The sequence below is a fragment of the Acinetobacter sp. G18 genome (assembly GCF_052660225.1).
In genome coordinates this window covers 2,984,535-3,011,343 of record NZ_CP109658.1, presented here as the reverse complement: position 1 = coordinate 3,011,343, position 26,809 = coordinate 2,984,535, and the positions used below count along the sequence as shown (strand labels likewise).

Genomic DNA, 26,809 nt, shown 5'->3' with positions numbered 1-26,809 from the left:
TTTTACTCATTAAAATGTTTTTCAATCATATCGAGTGTTTTTGAGCTTTGATAAAAAGGCGCTAAGAGCGCTTGAAGCAACGGTTCCAAAATACCGTGCTCATTAAAGGCATCCATAACCTTCGGATAAAAGCGTAAAGCTTCAGTTTGCAAGTCGGTTTCGGTTAAACCAATCTCACTTAAAACCTCAAATAAACTTTGGTCTTTATAAAAATCATAAAAAACTTCGACGCCATACAAAATAAGATCTTGCATAAATTGTGACTGACGTAATTCTTTCCAGTATTCATAAATTAAAACAAAGAACTCCTCAACATCGAGAGGAGTGAGCTGTTTCATAAACTCATACATTTTTTTATGTCTAATATCTTCCCAGACATGACGTACTAGGCTTTCTAAGTCTTCAACCGATAAAAGGCTTAATTCAGTAAGCTGTTCATGAATAAAGCTGGCAATCCACGTTTCAAGTTTATGTTCGAGACGTTGCTGCTGAAAAAAAGAGAATTTTTTGAGTTTATGTTGCCACTCAAAATGGTAGTCATTTACTGTCGAGGCAGTTAAAAATTTTGGTAATTTTTGTTCTAAGGTTGAAGTAGCAATATATTGGCAAAGCTGTTGAACAGAAGGGCTAGTTCTTAAAAACTCATTCAAATATTGAGGAATATGCTCCATTTCCAAAAACTTGGAAAGCCACATTTCAAACTGGTGATCTGATACCAAGTCTTGTAGCTGAATTGGAGATTTCATGGCAGATAAATAAATACGCTGTGCAATTTCCCCAATAAACTCAAGTAAGCCAGCACCAAGCTGCATCTCAAAAGCATAACGTTTCACAACGGCTTGTAATTGTTCTAAATCTACAACTTCACAAAGTTTAATTTCGTCAGCATGTTGCATAAAAAGTTGAATGAACTGCTGGAAATAAATAGGTGAGTTTTCTATCGATAATTGTTTTTTGAAAAATTCCACTTGCTCAAGCAAAAGTGCTTGAGCAAGTGCTGTGGTTTTTGATGAGTTTTTCTGCTCAGTCATTCGCTGTCCAACCGTTGACAATCGGATAACGTCGTTCGCGACTAAATGCACGAGAAGTAATTCTCGGGCCAATCGCACCTTGACGACGTTTGTATTCATTACGATCAACTAAACGGATGACTTTTTCAACAACTTCTTTATCAAAACCTTTGGCAATAATGTCTGCCTGACCTAAATCTTCTTCAATATACGCATAAAGGATGGCATCTAATACATCATACGCTGGTAAAGAGTCTTGGTCTTTTTGATCTGGACGAAGTTCTGCAGAAGGTGGGCGGGTAATCACACGCTCAGGAATAACTGGAGTTTCACTTAAGCTATTACGGTATTTTGCTAGTTCAAACACGATTGTTTTGTAAACGTCTTTTAGAACAGCAAAGCCACCCACCATGTCGCCGTAGAGTGTGCAGTAGCCAACTGAAAGTTCAGATTTATTACCTGTAGAAAGCACCAAATTACCAAACTTGTTAGATAGGCCCATAAGCAATGTGCCACGAGCGCGCGCTTGTAAGTTCTCTTCGGTTGCATCTGCTGGTGAGTTGCCAAAGAAAGGATACAAGGTTTGCATAAAGCTATTTACAACTGAATGTATTTCAGCAATACCGAAAGTTACACCCATGCGACGAGCTTGTTCTGCCGCATCTTCTACACTAATTTGAGAAGTATAAGTATAAGGCATCATTACGGCTTGTACTTTTTCTGCACCAATTGCATCAACAGCAATAGCAAGTGTAAGGGCAGAGTCAATACCACCAGAAAGACCTAAGATTACACCAGGGAAACCTGAACGCTCTACATAGTCACGCGTTGCCATAACTAAGCTTTGATAGATTTCTGCAAAAGTTTCCAATGCCGGAGCAGACTCAGTGACTTTATATAATTTGGTATCACGGTCAAATTCAGCAATATAAAGATCTTCTTTAAAGCTTGGTGCTTGTAAAGCGATTTCACCATTTTGATTGCTGACAAAACTTGAACCATCAAAAATTAAATCATCTTGTCCACCAACTTGGTTGACATAAACAATATTTAAGTGAAGTTGTTTTGCAAGCTCGCTTAATGTTTGTTTGCGATGTTGTGGTTTACCTACTTCATACGGAGATGCATTAAGTACAAGTACAGTATCAACATTTAATTGGCTTAATTGCTTAACAGTATTGATTGACCAAATATCTTCGCAAATGAGGACACCAAACTTATGACCAAGGTATTCAAATACCAAATGTTGATGACCTTTTTCGAAATAGCGCTTTTCATCAAAAACGCTATAGTTTGGCAAGTTGTGTTTATTGAAAACACCTAAAACCTGACCATCTTTCATGACAGCAGCTGAATTATAACGTTGGCCATCTTCAGTCTGGTTCACGAAGCCGAAAACCATCACAATATCTTTAACTTCGCTAAGTTGAGCAAAAGCCTTTTGCATACGTTTATTTAAATTTGGACGTAACAATAAGTCTTCAGCTGGATAACCAATCACAGAAAGCTCAGGAAAAATAATCAGGTCAGCGTCTTGTTTTTTCGCCTGATTTGCTTGCTCAATCATCTTTTGGGTGTTTGAGTCAATATTGCCAATATGCGGAGAAAACTGAGCAAGGGCAACTTTAAAACTTTTCATTCAAACCTAATCCTAGATCATAACGAATATAAATACACATAGTGTTGATTTTTATGAATATAATTTTTCAACGATGTGTATGACACGATAATAAACAAGTAAAATAGTAAACAAAAATGTCAAGATCAATAATATATACCAATCACATATTTTCTGCGTAAAAATAACGAGATTTTCTGTATACAATAGAAACAAGCTTCATTATTTTTATTGTTTGTATACTGCCTTAACACTCCAAAATTTGGAATAAGTTTTTATACTTATTTTCAATAATTTGACAGTAATAAACTCAAATCTCAACTTTATTTTCATATTTTTTTGTTTATAAAATTTGCGTTGAGTAAGTTGGTAAAAATGTTACGTTGAAGTCAAACTCAATTATTTGTTTACAAATCCAGTTGAGGTAAACAAATAATATTGGGTAGCTTACCTGTGCAGATATCTCTCGCAATCTCTCCTTGTTGTTCAATATTGTAAGAGCTAAATGCTTTTTGCGGGTGATAGGTGTATTTGTAAGGATTGTAATATTTAAAGCTGAGGTAATAGGCAGATTGTAAAAATGCACCTTTTAGTAATACATGAATACCTCGCTGATATTGCATAACATGGGTGAGTTCATGAATAAAAATACCTTGTATGAACTTAGACTCTAAAGCGTAATTGGTACTATAGTCAGAAAAATTTACATAGATATTTCCATTTGGAGCCATCAAAATTCCATGAGCTTGCCAAGGTAAGTAACGAGTAGCAATAATTTTAGGACGTTCACAATCCAGCAGATCTCCAAAAACCCTTTGCGCTAAAGCTTTTTCTTCAGGTGTAAGAAATCGAATTGGATAGCTTTTTAAGTGACGAAGAATAAAAAGAGTAAAAATAATAAATTGTCGATCTAAGGCGAATTTAAAAGCGCTGAGAGTGAACATAGTTTTGCTATTAAATAAGTTCATCTATTTGTTTAGCAGCATAACATACATCAACTATGTTGAAAGACAGACACAATGAACGATATTTATTTCTTACTTGATGATTTGAGTACCTTATTTGACAAAATGTCCACTTTGAATTTTATCAAAGGCTTGTAAAATCTCATTCTAATTATTGATTATAAAGGCGCCGTGACCATTAATAAGCTTAATTGAAAATAGGTTAACTGACTGAAATGAATTAAAAATTTAAATGAAAAGTCTTAGACAATAAAAAACCCCAGTTAAAACTGAGGTTTTACGACAACTAAAATCACAACCGCAAATAAAATTAAGGTTGGCATTTCATTGAAGAAACGCCAGAACTTATGTGATTTATAGTGAGCATTTCCGATAAGCTTTTTGCGATAGTAACCACACACTAAATGGTAAACCACTAATAAAGCCACTAGTCCAACTTTTAAGTAAAACCATGTGGCTTCATGGTAGTGTCGAGTTGCATCACCCCACTCAACGAGAAAGTGTGCAGTAATTAATGTGGCAATCATAGAAGGCCACATAATTCCTCGATACAACTTACGTTCCATTACTTCAAAGCGTTGATGACTTGCAGCATCTTCACTCATAGCATGATAAACATATAAACGTGGTAAGTAGAACAAAGCAGCGAACCAACAAACCACGGCAATAATATGTAATGCTTTTACCCACAAAAAAGCATCAGAAGGTGCATCCATCGTTAATCCTAGGTGGGATTATGCATCCCACTTCTTGAAAATTAGGCAAGCGTTTACACCGCCAAAACCAAAACTGTTACTCATTACAGTATTCAATTTTGCATCACGTTTTTCAAGTACGATATCAAAAGGTTTTGCGCCTTCATCAAGTTCAGTTACGTTGATGTTTGGTGCAATAAAGTCATTTTGCATCATAAGAACAGAGTAGATGGCTTCTTGAACGCCAGCTGCTCCTAAGCTATGACCAGTCATAGATTTAGTTGAGCTTAACGGTGGTACTTTACCTTCACCAAAAGCACGTTCCATTGCTTTAAGTTCAGTAACATCACCCGCTGGAGTAGAAGTACCATGTGTATTTACATAGTCAATTGTTTCTACGCCATGCTGTTTAGCTTCTTCAAGTGCCATTAAAATACAGCGTGTAGCGCCTTCACCACTTGGAGCAACCATATCTGCACCATCACTGTTTGCTGCATAACCGACAACTTCAGCTAAAATGTTCGCACCACGTGCTTGTGCGTGCTCAAGCGATTCAAGTACTACGAAACCACCACCGCCAGCAATTACGAAACCGTCACGGTCTGCTGAATAAGGGCGAGATGCAGTTTCAGGAGTATCGTTATATTTTGAGCAAAGTGCGCCCATTGCATCAAACAATAAACTTTGAGACCAATGATCTTCTTCACCACCACCAGCAAGCATAAGATCTTGTTTGCCAAGTTGAATAAGGTTATATGCATAACCAATTGCATCTGCAGAAGTTGCGCAAGCACTTGTAATAGTATGAGCAATACCTTGTAGTTTAAATGCAACACCTACGTTTGCTGTAATGGTATTTGACATATTACGTGGTACAAAGAAAGGACCTACTTTACGTGCACCTTTAGTTTCTAATAACTCAGTCATTTCAACAACAGATGCAGTTGAACCACCACCTGAACCACCTGCAATACCATAACGTGGGTTGCCGCCAATTTGTTCAGGTGTGAGTCCTGCATGTTCAACCGCAGCTACAGCAGCGTTGTAAGCATACATCGCACAAACGCCCATAAAGCGTTTTAATTTACGGTCGATATGATCAAAATCTTGTTCTGCAGCAGCGCTGACATGGCTTTTAAAATTAAGTTCAGCGTAAGTTGGGTTAAAACGTGTCCCCGAGATTCCATTTTGAAGTGAGTGAGTAACTGCTTCTAAAGAGTTACCGATACATGAGTTAATACCCATACCAGTGATTACGACACGTTTCATCTACAGGTCCCTTTATGGTGATATTTAAAGTCTATGAACATCAGCAGCTATTAAATGATAGGAGAAGATAGCTGGAAGAACATTAGACATATGTTTTCGTTGTTACCATGATAGCAGAAAGGTTTTTTATTTCTTATGGCAAATCTTTATGTCAATTTTGCATTTAAAAAAATAACCAAATACATAGCATGTTTCATTTAGGGTTAACTAAAATACACACATTCAAGTTGAGATAAATCTACATTCCACCTAGTATTTATCTCTAATTAGATAAATTAAAAAATCGAGGTACTGGATGACAAAATTTAATAATAATCAATCTGACAATTTGTTTTCTCAGGTCTTCGGAGTGGCTAAAAAGCTCAGTTCTACTGGGTTAAACATCTTGCAGCAAAGCCAAATAGGTGAGGTCAGTAAGTTGGTCGAGCCACTTGCGAGTGGCAAAACAGTAGAAGGTAATGCTAGAAACAAAAGCCCGTTTGAAGTGGAACAATATGAAAGTCCACAACAAATGTTACGTGAACATTTACCTAAAGTTACTCGCCAAGTTTTTGGTCGTCATTTCAGAAAGGTCAATGGTATTGCTACATTTATTTCGCCTGACTGGAATGAGAAAATATCAAGCTATTTATTTGATGCGCTGAATGACTTTAGTTCGAAAAGTACACTTACTGAAAAAATATTAGAAGAGGCAGGTGCAAAAGACCTATTTGAGTTAACTAAGGATACTTCACGCTCTCAACGTTTAAGTCAGGCACTGATCGAACAAAATAAATTGATTGCAACAATACAAGGTACGATTACTGGTGTATCTGGTATGGTGGGAGCGGCTGTAGATATTCCTGTATCTTTAGTTTTGGTTTTAAGAACAATTTATCAAACTGGAAGATCACATGGTTTCGATTTAAATGATGGAAGTGATCAAGATGTTGTTGAGTTTATTTTTAAAGAAGTCGATATCAGTTTGATTGCTGAAAAGCAGACGGTACTTTTGGCATTAAAAGCATTACGTAATATGTTAGAGACACAAGATGTTCAACAGTTTCAGCAATTACTGGGGTCTTCAAATGATATTGAAACCTTAAAAAAATGGTTGGTTGATGAAAATGGCGAGTTTAAATGGAACTGGTTAAATAAAGTTCCGCAACTTGCTTCTGTTGGTAAATTTACTCCTGCAGTAGGGGCAGTGCTCAGTGCTGTTTACAGTTGGAAGTTACAAGAAGATGTAGGCCACAAGGCACAAGCCATTTTTGGTGCTGCACGACACTATTTAAATGAACATCCGAATGAGCATTTATCACCACTTCAAGCTTATTATGCTGCCGTGACTCTTATTCAAAAGGCAAGTCCTCGTCTTTTGAACGTTGGAGAAAACGGCAGTATTCACGCGGCACAACATCATAAAATAGAAAATCATGATGTAATTTCAAAAGTGGCAGTTGTGGTTAAATCGAATACTTCTGAAAAAAGTGAAGAAAAAGTGCAAGAAAATGTTCATCAAGGTATTGAGCAGCTTGCAGAAAAACATGTGGTCGAGCACGAGCATAGTGAACAGAAACCAGCATTAGAAATTGAAAATGATGATGTTATAGAAGATCAAAAGTACTCTTAACAATACAATTACAAAGATAGGGTTTCAAAACGAAATTTCACCCCTATTTAATTTTGTAAGTCATCCTGTCAAACATTGATATGGTCAACATTTGGTAATTATTGCCGTGTTGACCATTTTTGCATCTTAGCTTACAATTATGTGCCCTTAAAAAGAGGTATTTTCTTTTTGAGGTTTTTTAATAACGGGAGAATTGCCATATGGCAACAACGAATCAGTTGATCCGTAAGGGTCGTACGACTTTGGTTGAAAAATCCAAAGTTCCTGCGTTGAAGGCTTGTCCACAACGTCGTGGTGTTTGTACACGTGTTTATACAACTACACCTAAAAAACCTAACTCAGCTATGCGTAAGGTTTGCCGTGTTCGCTTAACTTCAGGTTTTGAAGTATCTAGCTACATCGGTGGTGAAGGTCATAACTTACAAGAGCACAGTGTTGTTCTTATCCGTGGTGGTCGTGTTAAAGACTTACCAGGTGTACGTTACCATACCGTTCGTGGTTCTTTAGACTGTGCCGGCGTTAAAGATCGTAATCAATCACGTTCTAAATACGGTACTAAGCGTCCTAAGAAGTAATTCTAGGAAACTAGTCCAAAAGCCCTTTAGCGTTTCGCTTGTTTGAATTCTTCATAGATTTGTAATTCAAGCGACGTATAGTAAGGCCAGCGTCGTGTACATGACACTTGTACAAACTGCTGGATTATCCTGAAGTGTCATATTATTAGGTGTATTAAAATGCCAAGACGTCGCGTAGTCGCTGCTCGTGAGATCCTTCCAGATCCAAAATTTAGCAGCCAAACAATCGCTAAATTCATGAACCACGTAATGCAAGATGGTAAAAAATCTATTGCTGAAAGTATCGTTTACGGTGCTTTAGAACGCGTTCAAGAAAAAAACAAAGTAGACCCAGTTGAATTTTTCGAGACTACTCTTGAGAAAGTTCGTCCTATGGTCGAAGTAAAAGCACGCCGTGTTGGTGGTGCTACTTATCAAGTACCTATGGAAGTACGCCCATCCCGTCGTACTGCCTTAGCTATGCGTTGGTTAGTAGATGCTGCTGCTAAGCGTTCTGAAAAAACGATGGCTTTACGTCTTGCTGGTGAGTTGCTTGATGCAGCTGAAGGTAAAGGTGCAGCAATCAAAAAACGTGAAGATGTGCACCGTATGGCTGAAGCTAACAAAGCCTTCTCTCACTACCGTTTCTAAGCGGATAAAACAGGCCTTATTCAGGAGAATATTCATGCGTACAGCAGCTCGATTCAACATTGCTCTCTATCAAAGTGGGGGCTTTGCAGGTATTTAAGTTGCCTGTTTGGATATTCGCGCGCATCAATTTAATTGGTGCGTCCTGTTTTAAATATAACATTTAGGAATGTAGACATCATGGCTCGCCAAACCCCAATTACTCGTTACCGTAACATCGGTATTTCTGCGCACATTGACGCAGGTAAAACAACTACAACTGAACGTATTTTGTTCTACACAGGTGTATCTCACAAAATTGGTGAAGTACACGACGGTGCAGCAACAATGGACTGGATGGAACAAGAACAAGAGCGTGGTATTACAATTACCTCTGCTGCTACGACTTGTTTCTGGTCTGGTATGGGTAACCAATTTGAACAACACCGTATCAACGTAATTGACACCCCGGGACACGTAGACTTCACAATCGAAGTTGAACGTTCTATGCGTGTTCTTGACGGTGCGTGCATGGTTTACTGTGCTGTAGGTGGTGTACAACCTCAGTCTGAAACTGTATGGCGCCAAGCGAACAAATATAAAGTGCCTCGTTTAGCATTCGTGAACAAGATGGACCGTACTGGTGCAAACTTCTTCCGTGCTGTTGAGCAAGTTAAAACTCGTTTAGGTGGTAATCCTGTTCCTATCGTTGTGCCAATTGGTGCTGAAGATACATTCCAGGGTGTTGTTGACCTTATCGAAATGAAAGCGATTATCTGGGATGAAGCATCTCAAGGTATGAAGTTTGAATATGCTGATATCCCAGCTGACCTAGTTGATACGTCTAACGAATGGCGTACAAAAATGGTTGAAGCTGCGGCTGAAGCTTCTGAAGAATTAATGGACAAGTACCTTGAAGAAGGTGATCTTTCTAAAGAAGAGATCATTGCAGGTTTACGTGCTCGTACATTAGCTTCTGAAATTCAAGTAATGCTTTGTGGTTCTGCGTTCAAAAACAAAGGTGTTCAACGTATGTTGGACGCTGTAATTGAATTCTTGCCATCACCTACAGAAGTTAAAGCGATCGAAGGTATCCTTGACGACAAAGACGAAACTAAAGCGTCTCGTGAAGCATCTGACGAAGCTCCGTTCTCTGCGCTTGCGTTCAAAATCATGAACGACAAATTCGTAGGTAACTTAACATTCGTACGTGTTTACTCTGGTGTTCTTAAACAAGGTGACCCGGTTTATAACCCAGTTAAATCTAAGCGTGAACGTATCGGTCGTATCGTGCAAATGCATGCGAACGAACGTCAAGATCTTGATGAAATCCGTGCAGGTGATATCGCAGCGTGTGTAGGTCTTAAAGACGTTACAACTGGTGATACATTATGTGATGAGAAAAACATCATTACTCTTGAGCGTATGGAATTCCCAGAGCCAGTAATTTCATTGGCTGTTGAACCAAAAACTAAAGCAGACCAAGAAAAAATGTCTATCGCTTTAGGTCGTTTGGCTAAAGAAGATCCATCGTTCCGTGTTCGTACAGATGAAGAATCTGGTCAAACAATTATTGCAGGTATGGGTGAGCTTCACCTTGACATCATTGTTGACCGTATGAAGCGTGAATTCGGTGTTGAAGCTAACATTGGTAAACCAATGGTTGCTTACCGTGAAACGATCAAAAAGTCTGTTGAACAAGAAGGTAAATTCGTACGTCAAACTGGTGGTAAAGGTAAGTTTGGTCACGTATATGTACGTCTTGAACCGCTTGATGTTGATGAGTCTGGTAAAGAATACCAATTCGTTGAAGAAGTTGTTGGTGGTGTAGTACCTAAAGAATTCTTTGGCGCGGTTGACAAAGGTATTCAAGAACGTATGAAGAATGGTGTATTAGCTGGTTACCCTGTTGTTGGTATTAAAGCGACATTATTCGACGGTTCTTACCATGATGTCGACTCTGACGAATTATCGTTCAAAATGGCAGGTTCTTATGCCTTCCGTGATGGTTTCATGAAAGCGGATCCTATCCTTCTTGAACCTATCATGAAAGTTGAAGTAGAAACTCCAGAAGACTACATGGGCGATATCATGGGTGACTTAAACCGTCGTCGTGGTATGGTTCAAGGTATGGACGATCTTCCTGGTGGAACAAAAGCAATTAAAGCAGAAGTTCCTCTTGCTGAGATGTTTGGTTACGCGACTCAAATGCGTTCTATGTCTCAAGGTCGTGCGACTTACTCAATGGAATTTGCTAAGTATGCTGAAACTCCACGTAACGTGGCTGAAGGCATCATTGCTAAATTCCAAGCTGGCGGTAAAAAAGGTGACGACGAGTAATCTTTCGATTACTATAAGCCCTAACTAATTCTTAGTTGAAAACCAAGTGCTCATGGGGTGACCCTCCATGAGTAGTTAATAAAGGAAGATCATCATGGCTAAAGCCAAGTTTGAACGTAATAAGCCACACGTAAACGTGGGCACAATCGGTCACGTTGACCATGGTAAAACAACTTTAACTGCTGCGATTGCAACTATTTGTGCAAAAACTTACGGCGGTGAAGCGAAAGATTACTCACAAATCGACTCAGCACCTGAAGAAAAAGCACGTGGTATTACAATTAATACTTCACACGTAGAATACGATTCTCCAATTCGTCACTACGCACACGTTGACTGCCCGGGCCACGCCGATTACGTTAAAAACATGATCACTGGTGCTGCTCAGATGGACGGCGCGATCCTTGTATGTGCTGCGACTGACGGTCCAATGCCACAAACTCGTGAACACATCCTTCTTTCTCGTCAGGTTGGTGTACCTTACATCATCGTATTCTTAAACAAATGCGACCTTGTTGATGACGAAGAATTACTTGAATTAGTAGAAATGGAAGTTCGTGAACTTCTTTCTACTTATGACTTCCCAGGTGATGACACTCCAGTAATCCGTGGTTCAGCTCTTGCTGCTCTTAACGGCGAAGCAGGTCCTTACGGTGAAGAATCAGTTCTTGCTCTTGTAGCAGCTCTTGACTCTTACATCCCAGAGCCAGAACGTGCTATCGACAAAGCATTCTTAATGCCAATCGAAGACGTATTCTCAATTTCTGGTCGTGGTACTGTAGTAACAGGCCGTGTAGAATCAGGTATTGTTAAAGTTGGTGAAGAAGTAGAGATCGTTGGTATTAAAGATACAGTTAAAACAACTGTAACTGGCGTAGAAATGTTCCGTAAACTTCTTGACGAAGGCCGTGCAGGCGAGAACTGTGGTGTATTACTTCGTGGTACTAAGCGTGAAGACGTACAACGTGGTCAAGTACTTGCTAAACCAGGTACAATCAAGCCGCACACTAAATTCGACGCAGAAGTATACGTACTTTCTAAAGAAGAAGGTGGTCGTCACACTCCATTCTTAAATGGTTACCGTCCACAGTTCTACTTCCGTACAACTGACGTAACTGGTGCGATCCAGTTGAAAGAAGGCGTTGAAATGGTTATGCCAGGTGACAACGTTGAAATGTCAGTAGAATTAATCCACCCAATCGCAATGGACCCAGGTCTACGTTTTGCGATCCGTGAAGGTGGTCGTACTGTAGGTGCTGGTGTTGTTGCGAAAGTAACTGCATAATCACTTTTCAGTGAAAAAAGCGCTCCTTTTGGAGCGCTTTTTTTATGCTTGTTGTTTGACAATTCAATAGAAAGGTGGCCTTAACTGATACTTCAATGTCCTTATTTGCACTTAAGCCTTTTTATTAAATTTGTATGATAAGAATCAAGAAAATGAACAATAAAGTTTATGTAACTTAGGTTACTGGTAAGGAGCTTTCGATATGAACGCTAAAGTGAATATTACGAATCGTGCAGGAGCGAGCTTTCCAGTACGTCGTATGAACTTTGACTTTAATGATGTACCAGAATACTGGATGAATGGTTCTGCTGGACTCACACATTTTATGACAGCATTATCAGCATTGTTTCCTGCTGGTGAGAAATTCTTCATCGATAGTGTACGTGCCGTACGTTATCATCCAGCTATTAAAGATGATGAACTGCTACAAAAAGAGATTAGTGCTTTCATTGGGCAAGAAGCAATGCACACTCAAGAGCATGTAAATTTTAATGCGTCTGCTCAAAAGTTTGGTCATGATGTAGAAACGTTAGAGAAATTCACTGATACAGCGATTCAAACAGCCATTAAAACTTTTGTAAAAATTGTCAAACCTTTTGGCATGACAAAAGAAATGGTGGATTTGACTGCTACTACTGCACTTGAGCATTTTACAGCTACTATCGCCTCACAATTATTAGTAAATAAGAACATTCAAGAGCTGATGACTGATGAAACCATGTCAACTATGTGGTATTGGCATGCAGTTGAAGAAAATGAGCATAAAGCTGTAGCTTTTGATGTATACGAGGGTGTATTTGGTAAAGGTGTAAAGGCTTATGCTTTACGTACGAGCTCTTTAGTATTTGCTATGACTTTAATCTTTTTGATTCAATCATCGTTTGTACTTCGTCTTTTAAAACAAGATAATAAATTAAACTTAGCTGAGCTGTCTGTAATTTATAAATATGGTTATAGCCCATCGAAAGGTATTATTACAGGTATGGCGAAAGAAATGCTTGCTTATTTTAAACCAGGTTTTCATCCTAATGATTTAGATACAGTTAGCTTGTTAAAAACATGGAAAGCTAAACTTGGACTTTAACCAAAAAATAAAGTGAAAAGGGCTGTGAATAGCCCTTTTTTGTTGCCTTAAAAGTGCTACTCATTTTTAAAATTGTAGAGTTTTATTTTGATTCAGAAAGGGGCTTTTAATGACCTCATCTGATAATTCGCTGTCCTCATCTGCACTTAAATAGCATTTTTAAAAGCGTATTATTATAAATATTAAGAAAATAAATAAGGATATAAGTGAATTTTTGGTTCACTTAAAGGAGTCTAACATGAATGCTAAAGTAAATATTTCTAATCGTGCTGGAGCAAGCTTCCCTGTACGTCGTATGGACTTTGAATTTGATCAAGTTCCACGCTATTGGGCAAATTACGATGCAGGATTAACTCACTTTATGACAGCATTATCGGCTCTTTTTCCTGAAGGTGAACAATTCTTTGTAAATAGCACGCGTGCTGTTCGAAATGATCCAAAACTTGCTGACCCAGTTCTTCAAAAGGAAATTAGCGCTTTTATTGGTCAGGAAGCAATGCATTCGAAAGAGCACTTAGCATTTAATGCTTCAGCGCAGGCTTATGGTTATGATGTTCGTCATATGGAAAAGCAAACTGGAAAAGTCATTAAGATGGGTACGGCTGTTGTAACCAAATTAATGAAACCTTTTGGCTACACCAAAGAAATGATTGATTTGACGGGAACATGTGCTCTAGAACATTTTACTTCTACTATTGCCGCTGAACTTCTACAAAATCCTGAAATTCAGGCGATGTTCCAAGATAACACCATGTATCATTTGTGGATGTGGCATGCAGTTGAAGAAAATGAACATAAAGCGGTAGCTTTTGATGTTTATACAAGCATGTATGGGCAAGGTCCGAAAGCATATTTTATGCGTTCAACTGCTTTAATTATTGCCATGGCTTTAATCTTCGCAACTCAATCATACTTTACTGCTAAGTTACTCAAGACTGATGAAAAATTAACTTGGAAAGATACCAAATACATGCTTAAGTTTATGTATGGTCGTAAAGGTTTTATGACACGTCAAATTCCAGAATTGCTGGACTTTTTAAGACCAAAATTTCATCCAAATGATTCGGATACCACGGCTTTATTAGCAACTTGGCGTGAAAAGTTAGGCTTCTAATAAATCACATAGAAAAAGAGCAATTTAATTGCTCTTTTTTTTGCTCGTTTTTTCTATTTAAGTTTCTATAATACGTTTAACTAGAAATCTGTAAATGTGTTGAAATTCATGATTCGTACTATGCAAGCCTCCGATGTGGATAGTGTTACTCAAATTGAAAAGCTTGTTCAGACACACCCATGGTCAAGACACCAATTTATTGAATCTTTGAATTCTTATCAATGCACAGTGATTGAGTTAAATAGCAAAGTAGTTGGATTTTGTATTTTACAACCCGTTTTAGATGAAGCAAATTTATTACTCATGGCAGTTGATCCTAAAATGCAAGGGCAGGGTTTAGGATATGAATTATTAAGTGCTTCAATTAATCAATTAAAAAATGAGCCAGTACAAATCTTTTTAGAAGTCCGTGAAAGTAATAAAGCAGCTATTGGTTTATATGAAAAAACAGGCTTTCACCAAATTGATCTGCGTCGCAATTATTATCCTACTCAAGAAGGTGGGCGTGAAAATGCGGTGATTATGGTAAAAACCTGTACTGATGATTTTGCATCATTATTTTAATCACTTATCTGTTTGCATTTGATAAGAATAGATTAAAACTATTTAATAATTAAGTTGTTCCATTCGGAAGGTAAGGTTGTCATAAGAGACGTGCCTAACTGTTGGATCTCTTCTGGTGACAATGATCTATTTAAACGGCGCCATTGTCCATCTAGTAAAAGTTCTAAAGGTGTATATTGCGATTTGTAGTTCATTTTGGCAGAGTGAGGTACCCAATAGCCTAAATAAAGATATTCTAAGCCAAGTGATTTTACATATTCGATTTGATTCAAAATCGAATAAACACCTAAAGATCTACGGTGCTCATCTGGATCAAAGAATGTATAGACCGCAGATAATCCATCATCCATTAAATCACAAGTAGAAACGCTAATAAGACGGTTATCTTTCCATAATTCTAAGAAGAAACTATCTGTGCAGCTATGAACCAGAAACTTTTCAAACTGATCTAAACTTGGCGGAAACATATCGCCATCGGCATGGCGCTCATTAATGTAACGTTCATATAAATCATAATGAATTTGTGCAGCTTGCCGTGTTGGTAGAACAGTCATCGTAAGATCTTGATTTCGTTTCCACGCTTTTTTTTGCATGCTGTTCATTTGGAAATCGGCTACAGGAACACGACAAGACAAACATTGTCTACATAAATGGCATTCAGGACGGTATACAAAGTCGCCACTACGACGAAAACCTAAACGAGAAAGTTCAGAAAGAGTCACAACATCAATTCGATGAATCGGGTCTAAAAAGACCATACGTGCTGATTTATTTTCTAAATAGCTGCAATCGTGAGGTGGAGTAATATAATACTGCAGATCATTTAAAAGGGACTTCGGGTGATATGATTTCATGATTGGTCCCTCCTGTTATCATTCCATTAATTTTGCATTTAATGCTATTGTTTTACTTGAAAATACACTTTCTTGATACTTTTTCCAATTGATAGAGGGGTGAATAATTACATCTTGTAACGATTTAAGATATTCTTGCCGAGAAAGTGTACAAGCCCCAAGACTAATTAAGTGACTATTTACCAGTTGGCAGTCAACCCAAGGAAGCTGATTTTCTTTACCAATTAACATTAAAGTATAAAAAGCCATTTTAGAAACATCAGTTTGGGTACTAAACATAGACTCGCCAAAACAACCTTTCCCGATCGTTACCCCATATAAACCACCTACCAGCTGTTCGTCTTGCCAAACTTCTACGCTATAGCCATAACCTGCATTAAACAACGCACAATAACCCTGAATAATATCTTCGCTAATCCAAGTTTCGTTGGCATAGCTTCGAGGTAGTGAACATGAGCGGATGACCTGTTCAAAAGCACGGTTTACCGTAATGGTGTAATCATACTTTTTCATATTCCGAATGAGCGATTTACTTGGTTTATAGTTTTGAGGATAAATCACACAGCGTGGTTCCGGACTCCACCAACAAATAGGCTCATCTTCATTAAACCATGGAAACAAACCATGGGTATAAGCTTCATATAAAGTAGAAGGGGAGAGGTCCGCTCCAATACAAATTAAACCATGACCATCTGGATCAGCTTCCTCTGGATCTGGAAAAATATATTGAGATAGAGGTAGTTTATTCATAAGTCTAAAATAATGTACGTTTAAAGGTTATGCTATAAAAATTAATATGAGGCAGCCAGTAATTATTATAAATGATAAAAAAAACAGCCGTTATAAAACGGCTGTTTGTAATATCTAAACTTAAAGGTTGTCTAGATATTTCTCTGCATCGAGTGCTGCCATACAGCCTGAACCAGCTGATGTAATCGCTTGACGGTAGATACTGTCAGCTACATCACCTGCAGCGAAAACACCCGCTACAGAAGTTGCTGTTGCATTACCTGAAGTACCACTTTGTACTTGGATGTAGCCATCACGTAAGTTTAATTGACCATCAAACATTCCTGTATTTGGTTTATGGCCAATTGCTACGAATAGACCATGAACTTCTACATCTTGCTTAGTGTCATCTTTGGTTGATTTAAGGCGAACACTTGTTACGCCAGTATTATCACCCAAGACTTCTTCAACTTCATGATTCCAAACGATGCTGATTTTGCCTTCTTTTTCTTTAGCAAATAGATGATCTTGTAAAATCTTCTCAGAGCGTAAAGAATCACGACGGTGTACTAGGGTTACATGTGAAGCAATATTTGATAGATAAAGCGCTTCTTCAACAGCAGTATTACCACCACCAACAACCATTACTTTTTGGTTTTTATAGAAGAAACCGTCACATGTTGCACAAGCACTCACGCCTTGGCCCATAAATTTTTGTTCAGACTCTAAACCAAGGTATTGAGCTGTCGCACCTGTTGCAATAATTAATGCATCACAAGTGTACTCTTCCATATCACCTTTAAGAACGAAAGGACGTACATTTAAGTCCACTTCGTTAATATGATCATAGACAAGTTCGGTACCGAAGCGTTCAGCATGCGCTTGCATACGTTCCATTAAAGCAGGACCAGTCAAACCTTCAGGATCGCCCGGCCAGTTATCAACTTCGGTTGTTGTTGTAAGTTGGCCACCAAGCTGTAAACCAGCAATAAGTGTTGGTTTGAGATTTGCACGAGCTGCATAGACAGCCGCACTATAACCTGCAGGGCCTGAACCGAGAATAATTAACCGAGAATGACGAGCACTCATTGAGGGTATCCTTATTTATTTCGAGAATTTTGAAAATTATACGTGAAATTGCCGACCAATAGCGTGAAATCGATGTGGATAATATTGATCAGGTCAATCGAATTAAGTTATATAACAATATAGAAGAGCCTTATGTTAACAACAACTGTAAAGAATCATGCACCTTTTTTGTAAGAACAGGTGCATAATATAAAGTTCATTCGTTGAAGATCTGAAATGTTGGTCTTCACATCTCTAAACCAATAATTAAATGGGTTACAGGACAGTATATGACTGCGGTGTCAAGTGTTTATGCACAGCGCTTATTGATGACATTATTCTTGGTCTCTTTTGGTATTTATATGTTTCTGGCGACAGTAACGTATACGCCATTTGATCCGGGCTGGATGCATATTTCAAGTGATACTCAGCAAGTATCCAATGCGAGTGGTATTGCCGGTGCATGGATTGCAGATTTGCTGTTTGGCTTTTTAGGTTGGGCAAGTTTACTTATTCCAATTTTCCTGTTTGTTGAAGCCATCCAAGTCTGGTGGCCGCATAGCTTTCTAAATCGTCCATTCCGTTATGCTGCTCAATTCTTCTTAATTCTAGTTGTGTCGAGTTTACTCTATTTACACTGGAATGTACCGGCAGATACTTTGGATAATGCCGCAGGCGGAATTATTGGTTATGAATTGGGACAGAGCTTATCTCAACTATTAACAATTTATGGTGCCACATTCTTTTTATTGGTTTTTGGGGTGGTTTTGTTCACTTTGGCATTTGGAGTGCAGTGGAGCAAAACTTGGGTTACGCTCAAAGCGATGCCAAGTTATTTACAAGACTTATTCTATAAGAACGTATCGCCAAATGAATCTGCTTATGATTTAACTACACAGCCAGCAAATAAAACAGCAAAGGTAAAAGTTGCAGAGATGCCTAAGGCCGAAGTTGCTGATGAGACAGAGTTAAATATTCAACCAGAAAAAACACAAACAAAAGTTAGCTCTACACGACACGATGAAATGGCAGAGCGTTTATTTGCCGATGTTTTAGCAAAAGAGCAAAGTCAGCCTGAAGCTGTGGAAGAAAAGCAAACTCCTCAACCAGAAAATTTTGAACATACACTTGAACAAGCGCATCAGCTTAAAAAAGATAGTGAGCGTCTGGTTGCTACAGGTGAAGTTTGGCGCGCTTTGCAACGTGATGATGCAAGTCATAAGCAAGAAATTGACGCCTTATTAAGAGCAGCTGATGATTCAAATGAACATCCAAATCATGAACAGTTCCAAGAGGTAGCTTATCAGACTAAACAAACTCAGCCTCAAGTTTCGAATACTCATCAAGGTTTAGATTGGAATGATGATGAGATTTTTGATGAATTGCTTGCCGCAGTTCCAAATAGTAAAACTGCGACTGATGTGCATACACCGTTCATTCAAGACCATCATGTTGAACCAGTTGTAACGCCGCAAACATCTCATGCATCAGTTGAAACATCTGTAGCTCCATCGAATTTAAATCAGCCACCTAAAAATTTATCAAATGAACAGGTGTTTGATGATTTTGATGACTTGTTAATCGATGAAGATATTGCTCCAGTAACTCAACCGGTCAAAGCAAGTAGTTATGCTCAATCTTCAGCATTTGTACAAGCACCAATTCAAACTGCGATTGGTACAGAGAAGCTTTCAAAAGAAGAGTTTATTGAAGCTTGGCAAGAAACTGCTGGAAAGCCTGAGGACGATTTTGAAGATGAGTTCGATTTTGATGCGCCATTAACTGATGCATCTGGTCGACCAATGTCTCGTGCAATGCAGGTAGCCAAGAAGCGTTTAGATTTACCAACATTACCGGGCTTTGAACTCCTTGATAAGGTTGACCCAAATAAGAAAGTTAACTTTACCGAAGAGCAGCTTTCACGTTTGTCTGAATTGTTAGAGATTAAATTACAAGAGTTTAATGTTAAGGCTCAGGTCGTTGAAGCTCAGCCAGGGCCAGTTGTTACGCGCTTTGAATTAGACTTAGCACCGGGTGTTAAAGCATCTAAAGTGACTAATATTTCCCGCGATTTGGCACGTTCAATGTCTATGGCTTCTGTACGTGTTGTAGAAGTTATTCCGGGTAAACCGTATATTGGTATTGAAGTACCTAATAGTGCCCGTGAAATGGTACGTTTGATCGAGTTATTGGAAACACCAACATATCGTGACCCAAGTGCCCTCATTAGTATGGCAATGGGGAAAGATATTTCTGGTAATCCAGTATTAACAGATTTAGCAAAAGCACCGCATATGTTAGTTGCTGGTACAACAGGTTCTGGTAAATCTGTTGCGGTTAACTCGATGATTTTATCGATGTTACTTAAATATACGCCAGACCAGTTACGTTTAATTTTAATTGACCCGAAACAGCTTGAACTTGCAAACTATAATGATATTCCGCATTTATTAACGCCTGTAGTGACTGACATGAAAGATGCAGTCAGTGCATTAAACTGGTGTGTAAATGAAATGGAACGCCGTTATAAGCTTATGTCATTCCTTAAAATTCGTAAGTTAAGTGACTACAACCGAAAAGTTGAAGAAGCGATTGCAAATGGGGAAGACTTGATTGATCCAACATGGAAGCCAAGTGATTCAGCGACACAAGAGCGTGCACCTCGTTTAACGCCGTTACCATCAATTGTAATTGTGGCAGATGAGTTTGCCGACATGATCATGCAAGTAGGTAAGAAAGCTGAAGAAATGATTACGCGTTTGGCGCAAAAATCTCGTGCTGCCGGTATTCACCTTTTGCTTGCAACTCAGCGTCCATCGGTAGATGTTATTACGGGTTTGATTAAAGCCAATATCCCAACGCGTGTAGCTTTACGTGTAAATAGTAAAATTGACTCACGTACTATTTTGGATGCAGGTGGTGCAGAAGACTTGTTAGGTCATGGTGATATGCTGTTCTTGGGGCCAGGTAAGATTGAGCCAGAACGTGTACATGGCGCATTTATTAGTGATGATGAAGTGAACCGTATCTGTGATGCATGGCGTGAACGCGGTGAACCTGACTATGTAGATGAGATCTTGACGCCATTTGATGAAGAACCTACATCTCGTGGCTTTGAAGAGGGTGATGGTGCTTCAGACCGTGATGCACTTTATGACCAATGCGTATCGTTTGTTCTAGAAACTCGAAAGGCATCTACATCTTCATTACAGCGTAAGTTTAGCTTAGGTTATAACCGTGCTGCCCGTATTATCGACCAAATGGAAGAGAACGGTATTGTGAGTGCTATGGGTGCCAATGGTAAGCGAGATATTTTAGTTTAATAGCTTTACTTGAAATAAAGCCTCTTCGGAGGCTTTTTTTTATAGTCCAAAATAATAGCCCTGAACTGAAAGTTTGAGATTTTATCAAATAGTAAAAAATGCTAATGTGTGCTTCTAAATAAAAAACAATGAAACAAATCAGGAGGACAACATGCTAGTCGCGTTAATTACGTTAGCTTTTATTCATTTTTGTGCGCTTATTACTCCAGGACCTGATTTCTTTCTAGTATCGCAGACCGCGGTAAGCCGATCTCGTAAAGAAGCAATGCTGGTTGTAGCAGGAATAACAGCAGGCGTTATGTTTTGGGCATCTTTAGCACTGATGGGCTTAAATATTATTTTCGAGAAAATGGCTTGGTTAAAGCAAGGTTTGCTTATAGCTGGTGGTTTATACCTATGTTGGTTAGGCTATCAAATGTTACGTTCGGCATTTTCAAAAAATCAGCAGGAAGAGGTTACGGAGGTTGAGTTACCTAAAGCACCTTACTTATTTTTTATGAAAGGATTGCTGACCAATTTATCGAATCCGAAAGCTGTGATTTATTTCGGTAGTGTGTTCTCTTTATTTTTAGCTAACCCTCAGCTTGATCAAGTTCATTGGTTGCTTTTTATTATTGTGTCGGTTGAAACGATTTTATGGTTCTGCTTTGTGACGTTTATTTTCTCGTTACCGAGTTTCAGAGTGGCTTACCGTAATTTTTCAAAATGGATTGATGGGATTTCAGGTGGTATTTTCACTGTATTTGGTATTTTCCTCATTGGAAACCGGTAAATCCAGATAATTAAAAAAGCCTCTTAAAAGAGGCTTTTTTAATTACTAACTTTTAGATCACTTATATAGGAATGATATAACAAAACCGATAAAAATCAGTAGCCACATAATAGATCCTATAATAATTAAAATGATTTGAGAGGTATTGAATTTCTCTTGCTCAATTGTCGTTACTATTTGTTTTTGTGCATAGTTCAGTGCTTTAAATGCGGGTATTAAAAATATAATGTCGCAGAGAGAGATGAGCCAATAGGGCTCTGGTAAGTAAACCAGTAAAGTTGTAATTAGATATGCTAAATACATCCAGCCTGACGAGAAGTCATTAATATACCCTTGTTCTTTTGCATGGTTTTTTATGCGATTAAATAGTGAATATAAAAAGAATATAGAAAAAACTGCACGAGCAGCAGGCATAATATTTAATTTATCTTTGATTAGAAAAAATCGCCATGCTTTAAATATCCACCAAATTTGGTATAGACCAAAAGAAATAAAGGATAGAAAGATAAACTTATTAACGCTAATAACTTTTAAATTTTCTATATGATTTGATTGGATAGATTGTGTTTGATTTAAATTAATAGGTTCTGGATTCATGAATTTATATTTGGAATGAAATAGTGCTGATGACTTTAAGATTGTTTTTTATAAAAGTAAATAATTTAGATATTTGAATAAACCACATAATCTATCTACTAAGTTTTACTAAGATAGATTATGCAGTCTTATTCAAATAAAAAGCTTAAGCAAACTTTGCTAAAACTTCTAAAAACGGCGCTGATTGACGTGGAAACTTAGCAATTACGTCATGAATGCGTTCGCCTTCAGGGTTTGTTGCATTGATATCTCGTCCATCTGCAACAAATTTAGTCAAAAGACGTTCATAGTCATTTGGACGCATATGTTTGAAAGCATGGTAGAGCACATGAAAATCTGCGTTCACACCATTTGGAGGAAGTTGGTTGAGGTAGGCAAAAACACGCTCATCGGACCATTCTTCATTGAAAGTTGCTGGCTGTGATAATGCCATGACAATCTCCTCATTTTAAAAAAGGCAAAATAACTTGCGTTATTTTGCCTTGATTCTGATGTGTTGAATAGTCAGAAATAGAATTATCGTTCTTCAGGTAAATTGATATTCATTTCTAACATTTCGATATTTGCTTCAGAACGAACTTGCATTTGGATATGCTGTTCGCCTACACCGCTGACATAACGACTCACCACCTGCATGATTTCTTTCTTCATTTGGTCAATCTTGTCTTGGCTTAAGCGACGGCCTAAACCTTGTTCTGATGCAACAATAACTTTTAAACGATCTTTAGCAGTTTGAGCACTTGATGGCTTTTCGTCACTGCTAAATAATTTACTCCAGAATCCTGCCATATCTACGCTCCAAATAGTCGTGCTAACCAGCCTTTAGGTTGAGCTGTGATGTGTCGATAAGGGCGTTCTTCGCCAAGAAAGCGAGCAACCAAGTCATCATACGCTTGGCCAGCTTTAGTTTCTGAATACAGAATAACTGGCTTACCTTCGTTTGATGCTTGTAATACGCTTGGACATTCAGGAATAACACCTAATGTCGGTACGCGTAAAATATCTTTAGAAATATCATCAATCGTCAGCATTTCCTGACGGTCAGCACGTTCAGGGTTAAAACGTGTAATACATAAATGCTTACGTATACGTCCTTCGTTGTGTTCAACTTTTTTAGTTTTACTGTCTAACATTCCGATGATGCGGTCAGAGTCACGTACTGAAGAAATTTCAGGGTTTGTCACAATGATTGCTTCATCTGCATGGTACATTGCTAAAATTGCACCACGCTCAATTCCAGCAGGTGAGTCACAAATAATGTAATCAAATTCTTGAGCAAGTTCGTCAATCACACGAGCAACACCTTCGTCGCTCAAAGCATCTTTATCACGGGTTTGTGAAGCCGGTAAAATATAAAGGTTTTCGATATCTTTATCGCGAATAAGGGCTTGTTGCAGACGTGCTTCATTGTTAATTACATTGACAAAATCATAAACAACACGACGCTCACACCCCATAATTAAATCAAGGTTACGTAAGCCTACATCAAAGTCAATCACAACAGTTTTATGACCACGAAGGGCTAAACCTGTTGCAAAAGATGCACTCGTTGTAGTTTTACCTACACCACCTTTGCCTGATGTTACGACAACAATTTTGGCCACCGAATCCACTCCTATTATGGTCATACATACACCCTTAAAAGGGCTGTTTTTTGGTGATTTGCTTAATAAACTAAAGTTCTAGAGCTTCAAATTCAAGCTCTTGCTTTTCATTTAAATAAATATGTACTGGCTTTTTTACCACATGTTTAGGGATATCATCTGCGACACAATATGTTCCGGCAATGGAAACGAGTTCAGCCTCTAAAGATTGGCAAAAAATACGTGCAGCAGCGTGCCCACCCGCACCAGCAATGACTCTACCACGAACCGTGCCATAAATATGTATATTTCCTGAAGCAATCACTTCAGATCCACTATTCATGCCAGCTTTTAAAATAATATCGCCTTGGTCTTGTACAAGAGATTGGCCTGTACGCAAAATTTCATCATGATAAGAGGTAATATGGGCAACTGCATTATTATTTAGTGGTTTTTTTGTTTCTGCTGAAGCTTGTGCAGGTGCCGGTTTCTCTACAATTGCGACTTGCTCGGCAGTTGCTTTAATACGTTGTAATGGCTGATCTGCTGGTAATACAGGGAACTGAATAGCGCGTGCTTCATCACCCAAAATACCATCAATAACTGCCATTGGTTGCAAACCTAAGCTGACTAACAGCTGAATTAAAGCAATCAACTCTTGTTCAACAGTACTATCTATAATAACGAGAGTTCCCTGATAGGACCCTTCATTTAATATGTTTGATAATTGCTGGCGGATCACATCATGATCATTCGTATCGAAGGTTATCCTGCTAAAGTTAACCATTCTGCCGGTAATCCGGATATCAGCCATAAGTCTTCCTTCAAGGCGTTAAAACGAGCTGTAATATCGTTAAGTTTATTGTAAATAGAGCAAATGCTAGAACAAATCGTGCCAATTCTCTAGCGTGTTTCATAAAAAATTAAGTAAATGCTTATTCTTTGATTCGATCACGCTCCGCAAGGGTTTGTTGCCACTGCTTGACCTTAACTTGTTTGCGAATTGCTTCTAGGCTTTCAAACACCACAGACTCTACAAGTTGCTCAAGCTCACGGTTATTAATATTCACGTTACTTATTTTTTCTGAAATTAATTGATAAGTTGCATTTGGGTGCTCTTTTGATCCTTCAACTAATGGTTCAATTAAACCTGCACTGATATTTTCACCGAGCCGTTGTCCAATACTTTGGATTTGCTGTTCGATACGACCACCCACTAAAGGAATTAAGCGTAATAATTGAGTTAACTCAGGCGTATCCTCTATTGCCTGATCAACAATTTGCCCAACGCCTTTTGTGATTGCTGGCTTTTGTTCTTTTAAAGCAGTCGCTAATGATTCTTGCAATATAGAGGTCAGGGTAATTGTAAATTGTTCACGATGATGATTAACCAAGTCGTGAATAATTTGTTTATGTGTTGAGCTGGTCTGGAGCTCATTACGAATGCCATCAATAACCGTAATAACAACACGGTCAGACAGTTCTTCCATAACGACGCGATAATAAAATAGTCCGTTTTTTCTCCAGCCTTCAGGAATAATAGGATAGCCTAATTCATATAAACGATAGGCAATAATGCCGGCACGAAACAAACGTAAAAAACGCAATTGAGGAATGATGGCTAAAATTTCATACCAGTGAATAAATGGGAAGAAGAACCAACGTTTATGGTGTTTATAAACAATAGAAATGCCCCAACGGACAAGAAATTCAGTAATTAAAAAGCCAATAAACCAAGCTTCTGTCGTAATTACCCATGGGTGTAAATAGGTTTTATAAAAGCTGAGTACTTGGGGCAAGTGAATATGTTCGAAAAACCATGCCCCAATACTGCTCATTAAAAAGAAATTTGCTGCAAGACAGAACAGATTGAAAATAATAATAAACACCATAAAGATGTCATAAACCAAAAACAGCTTAAATGAAATGCTGTTTGGGTCCATATGGTAATATTTTGCTTGTTTTCTGGAACTGTTTTGCATAGCTATAAATGCTTTTAATGAGTTGAAGTAGTATATCGAGCTTTCATTTGTTCGATAAGTTGATCTTTTTCAGTCCAAAGCTCGTGTACCCATTGTTGAAAACGTTCACGATAAACTGGGTCATCTTCATAGTTACCGCCGAGTACCCAAACTGGTATTTCAATTTTACGAAGATTTACCGCAATTTTTGAAACATCACCTAACCAGAAGTCGCCATAGCCCGGTACACCGTCAGGGTAGACAATCGTCATATCAACCAAAGCATCAATTTTGTCGCCCAAAATATTTAGAGCCAACGCCAAACCACCTGCTTTGGGTTTTAACAAATGTTTATATGGCGAATTTTGTTGATCATGTTTTTCTTGAGTAAAACGTGTGCCTTCTAAATAGTTTAATAACGTAAAAGGTTGGCTCAAGAGTTGCTCGCACGCTTTACGTGCTTCCATCATATCGCGGTCTTTGAGCTCAGGGTTTTTCGCAATTTGCTCTTTAGTATGACGCTTCATCATTGGGAAGCCTAAAATTTTAAAGGCTTGACCAACGAACGGAATAAAGATGAGTTCCCATTTGGTAAAAAAACGGGTAAGGGGCATACGTGTTAAACCAAAATACTGATTTACTGTTGTATCAACCCAACTTTGATGATTACAGGTCATTACATATCGGCCTTGCATACTCAAATCAAGACCTTCATCGATCGTAATATCCCATTTTAAATTAGGTAAAACATGATCAATGAGCCAGTTATTTACACCAAGCCAGCTATTTGTAATTTGAATATTGGTTTCATCAACTTTAGACGATTTTTTTAACAGCTTAGTCAAACCTAAAGCCAATACAGGTGGTCCATGAAAAAAAGTACTACCTGTGATGACTGTACCTACAGTGAGTCCACGTGTAATTTTTTTTAGCGCAGATTGCTTATTGGGTGCAGTTGACATATAAATGACCCCGAATATCTAAAATCCATGGAAAGTTGTTCAACTATAACTATCGTGAAATGAAATACAACGATATCTTAGATAACAATGAAGAAATTGTGATGAGTGCACATCTTAAAGTGCATCAAAATATTACAAAAAAATAACTAAACTGTTTATTATTAACAAAATATCAATGTTTTATACTTCCTTTTTGTTTCATTATTCATCCAGACAACAAAAC

The 26,809-nt window shown here is 38.1% G+C and carries 25 protein-coding genes; 10 read left to right on the top strand and 15 right to left on the bottom strand.

The window, feature by feature from the left end:
- Positions 1-2: 2 nt before the first annotated feature.
- The 5 genes from NE363_RS14210 to NE363_RS14190 all read right to left on the bottom strand — a co-directional run bounded on the left by NE363_RS14210 (position 3) and on the right by NE363_RS14190 (position 5,557).
- Positions 3-1,031 carry a hypothetical protein gene (locus NE363_RS14210; RefSeq protein WP_191010916.1) on the bottom strand — a complete coding sequence of 343 codons (1,029 nt, stop codon included), beginning with the start codon at positions 1,029-1,031 and terminating at the stop codon, positions 3-5.
- Positions 1,024-2,649: an NAD+ synthase gene (locus tag NE363_RS14205; RefSeq protein ID WP_068936062.1), complete on the bottom strand. Its 1,626-nt coding sequence runs from the start codon at positions 2,647-2,649 to the stop codon at positions 1,024-1,026. The genes NE363_RS14210 and NE363_RS14205 overlap by 8 nt, the downstream gene beginning before the upstream one ends.
- A gap of 386 nt (positions 2,650-3,035) precedes the next feature.
- Complete coding sequence (locus tag NE363_RS14200) at positions 3,036-3,596, bottom strand: hypothetical protein (protein ID WP_191012716.1); 561 nt, start codon at positions 3,594-3,596, stop codon at positions 3,036-3,038.
- Positions 3,597-3,856: 260 nt separating this feature from the next.
- Complete coding sequence (gene hemJ / locus NE363_RS14195) at positions 3,857-4,309, bottom strand: protoporphyrinogen oxidase HemJ (RefSeq protein ID WP_004703336.1); 453 nt, start codon at positions 4,307-4,309, stop codon at positions 3,857-3,859.
- A gap of 18 nt (positions 4,310-4,327) precedes the next feature.
- Positions 4,328-5,557 (bottom strand): beta-ketoacyl synthase N-terminal-like domain-containing protein, encoded by a 1,230-nt coding sequence (locus NE363_RS14190; protein WP_004703335.1) that lies wholly within the window; start codon positions 5,555-5,557, stop codon positions 4,328-4,330.
- A 295-nt stretch (positions 5,558-5,852) separates the two neighbouring features.
- On the opposite strand from NE363_RS14190, the gene NE363_RS14185 reads away from it, so the two are divergent.
- From NE363_RS14185 to rimI, 8 genes are all read left to right on the top strand, one after another.
- Complete coding sequence (locus NE363_RS14185) at positions 5,853-7,169, top strand: EcsC family protein (RefSeq protein ID WP_223857339.1); 1,317 nt, start codon at positions 5,853-5,855, stop codon at positions 7,167-7,169.
- A gap of 200 nt (positions 7,170-7,369) precedes the next feature.
- Positions 7,370-7,744, top strand: a complete 375-nt coding sequence (rpsL, locus tag NE363_RS14180; RefSeq protein ID WP_002050319.1) for a 30S ribosomal protein S12 — start codon at positions 7,370-7,372, stop codon at positions 7,742-7,744.
- Positions 7,745-7,903: 159 nt separating this feature from the next.
- Complete coding sequence (gene rpsG / locus NE363_RS14175) at positions 7,904-8,374, top strand: 30S ribosomal protein S7 (protein WP_001138055.1); 471 nt, start codon at positions 7,904-7,906, stop codon at positions 8,372-8,374.
- 177 nt (positions 8,375-8,551) lie between these two features.
- Entirely contained in the window at positions 8,552-10,690 is a 2,139-nt protein-coding gene (gene fusA / locus NE363_RS14170) for an elongation factor G (RefSeq protein ID WP_019456622.1), read from the top strand.
- Between the two features lie 94 nt (positions 10,691-10,784).
- On the top strand, positions 10,785-11,975 hold the full coding sequence (gene tuf, locus NE363_RS14165; RefSeq protein WP_002157016.1) for an elongation factor Tu: 1,191 nt from the start codon (positions 10,785-10,787) through the stop codon (positions 11,973-11,975).
- Between the two features lie 202 nt (positions 11,976-12,177).
- Positions 12,178-13,059 (top strand): metal-dependent hydrolase, encoded by an 882-nt coding sequence (locus NE363_RS14160; protein ID WP_004703331.1) that lies wholly within the window; start codon positions 12,178-12,180, stop codon positions 13,057-13,059.
- A gap of 238 nt (positions 13,060-13,297) precedes the next feature.
- Positions 13,298-14,173: a metal-dependent hydrolase gene (locus NE363_RS14155; RefSeq protein WP_086497102.1), complete on the top strand. Its 876-nt coding sequence runs from the start codon at positions 13,298-13,300 to the stop codon at positions 14,171-14,173.
- A 108-nt stretch (positions 14,174-14,281) separates the two neighbouring features.
- Positions 14,282-14,737, top strand: a complete 456-nt coding sequence (gene rimI / locus NE363_RS14150; protein ID WP_445535317.1) for a ribosomal protein S18-alanine N-acetyltransferase — start codon at positions 14,282-14,284, stop codon at positions 14,735-14,737.
- A 38-nt stretch (positions 14,738-14,775) separates the two neighbouring features.
- Here rimI and NE363_RS14145 read toward each other — a convergent pair whose 3' ends face one another.
- From NE363_RS14145 to trxB, 3 genes are all read right to left on the bottom strand, one after another.
- Positions 14,776-15,591, bottom strand: a complete 816-nt coding sequence (locus NE363_RS14145) for an arginyltransferase (protein WP_004703325.1) — start codon at positions 15,589-15,591, stop codon at positions 14,776-14,778.
- A gap of 18 nt (positions 15,592-15,609) precedes the next feature.
- Positions 15,610-16,341 (bottom strand): leucyl/phenylalanyl-tRNA--protein transferase, encoded by a 732-nt coding sequence (aat, locus tag NE363_RS14140; RefSeq protein ID WP_445535316.1) that lies wholly within the window; start codon positions 16,339-16,341, stop codon positions 15,610-15,612.
- A 120-nt stretch (positions 16,342-16,461) separates the two neighbouring features.
- Positions 16,462-17,409, bottom strand: coding sequence for a thioredoxin-disulfide reductase (gene trxB / locus NE363_RS14135; protein WP_004703323.1), 948 nt, complete (start codon positions 17,407-17,409; stop codon positions 16,462-16,464).
- Between the two features lie 269 nt (positions 17,410-17,678).
- On the opposite strand from trxB, the gene NE363_RS14130 reads away from it, so the two are divergent.
- Positions 17,679-20,711: a DNA translocase FtsK gene (locus tag NE363_RS14130; protein ID WP_445535315.1), complete on the top strand. Its 3,033-nt coding sequence runs from the start codon at positions 17,679-17,681 to the stop codon at positions 20,709-20,711.
- A 151-nt stretch (positions 20,712-20,862) separates the two neighbouring features.
- On the top strand, positions 20,863-21,483 hold the full coding sequence (gene rhtC / locus NE363_RS14125) for a threonine export protein RhtC (RefSeq protein ID WP_004703321.1): 621 nt from the start codon (positions 20,863-20,865) through the stop codon (positions 21,481-21,483).
- A gap of 57 nt (positions 21,484-21,540) precedes the next feature.
- On the opposite strand, the gene NE363_RS14120 is transcribed toward rhtC, so the two are convergent.
- From NE363_RS14120 to NE363_RS14090, 7 genes are all read right to left on the bottom strand, one after another.
- The gene (locus tag NE363_RS14120; protein WP_039254377.1) at positions 21,541-22,080 is read right to left on the bottom strand and encodes a tyrosyl-tRNA synthetase; all 540 of its coding nucleotides are present in this window, start codon (positions 22,078-22,080) and stop codon (positions 21,541-21,543) included.
- 145 nt (positions 22,081-22,225) lie between these two features.
- Complete coding sequence (locus tag NE363_RS14115) at positions 22,226-22,513, bottom strand: PA4642 family protein (protein WP_001218560.1); 288 nt, start codon at positions 22,511-22,513, stop codon at positions 22,226-22,228.
- Positions 22,514-22,596: 83 nt separating this feature from the next.
- Complete coding sequence (gene minE / locus NE363_RS14110) at positions 22,597-22,869, bottom strand: cell division topological specificity factor MinE (RefSeq protein WP_003653273.1); 273 nt, start codon at positions 22,867-22,869, stop codon at positions 22,597-22,599.
- 2 nt (positions 22,870-22,871) lie between these two features.
- Positions 22,872-23,684: a septum site-determining protein MinD gene (gene minD, locus NE363_RS14105; protein ID WP_019456834.1), complete on the bottom strand. Its 813-nt coding sequence runs from the start codon at positions 23,682-23,684 to the stop codon at positions 22,872-22,874.
- Positions 23,685-23,754: 70 nt separating this feature from the next.
- Positions 23,755-24,477 carry a septum site-determining protein MinC gene (minC, locus tag NE363_RS14100; RefSeq protein ID WP_019456833.1) on the bottom strand — a complete coding sequence of 241 codons (723 nt, stop codon included), beginning with the start codon at positions 24,475-24,477 and terminating at the stop codon, positions 23,755-23,757.
- 121 nt (positions 24,478-24,598) lie between these two features.
- Positions 24,599-25,645 (bottom strand): hypothetical protein, encoded by a 1,047-nt coding sequence (locus tag NE363_RS14095; protein WP_004703314.1) that lies wholly within the window; start codon positions 25,643-25,645, stop codon positions 24,599-24,601.
- Between the two features lie 14 nt (positions 25,646-25,659).
- Positions 25,660-26,586 (bottom strand): acyltransferase, encoded by a 927-nt coding sequence (locus tag NE363_RS14090; protein WP_107972270.1) that lies wholly within the window; start codon positions 26,584-26,586, stop codon positions 25,660-25,662.
- Between the last annotated feature and the right edge of the window lie 223 nt (positions 26,587-26,809).